Here is a 464-nt window from a genome sequence, read left to right on the forward strand (position 1 = left end):
CCAGTAAACCATCAAATAAGTGATCGTATAAGTTATAATTATGTCATAAAAAAAGCGCACATAAATAAAGAATTTCAATTAGCACAAAAACTTATTGATAAAAAATATAACTTTACTAACAATGAGTTTGAATATGTGAATTGTTTAAAGAATATGATTAACAAATATACCTATAAAACAAATAGTATTGAAATATTGAATATAATGAAAAAAAGACCTGAATATAATAATAATGATATAATGAATTGGATTTCGGGATCTTATTTTTCTTTAAAGTATTTATGGAAAGATGTAAAGAATACGAACTTGTTTGAACAAATAACAAAAATTGAGACACCTATTTCATTTTTTGTTAGTAGGAATGACTATAATACACCTTGTTCATTAATAGAACAATATTATAAAAAAATAAAGGCACCTAATAAAAGTATAGTTTTTTTTGAAAATTCAGGTCATAATATACC

1 protein-coding gene is annotated in these 464 nt (G+C 22.4%); it reads left to right on the forward strand.

The features are described from left to right. Window positions 1–464 (forward strand): acyl-CoA thioester hydrolase/BAAT C-terminal domain-containing protein (locus tag EII23_RS13270; protein ID WP_221620424.1); only part of this gene is annotated, 464 nt, incomplete at both ends.

Origin of the sequence: Desulfovibrio sp. OH1186_COT-070 (assembly GCF_003860215.1) — a bacterium.
Lineage (GTDB): Bacteria > Desulfobacterota > Desulfovibrionia > Desulfovibrionales > Desulfovibrionaceae > Desulfovibrio.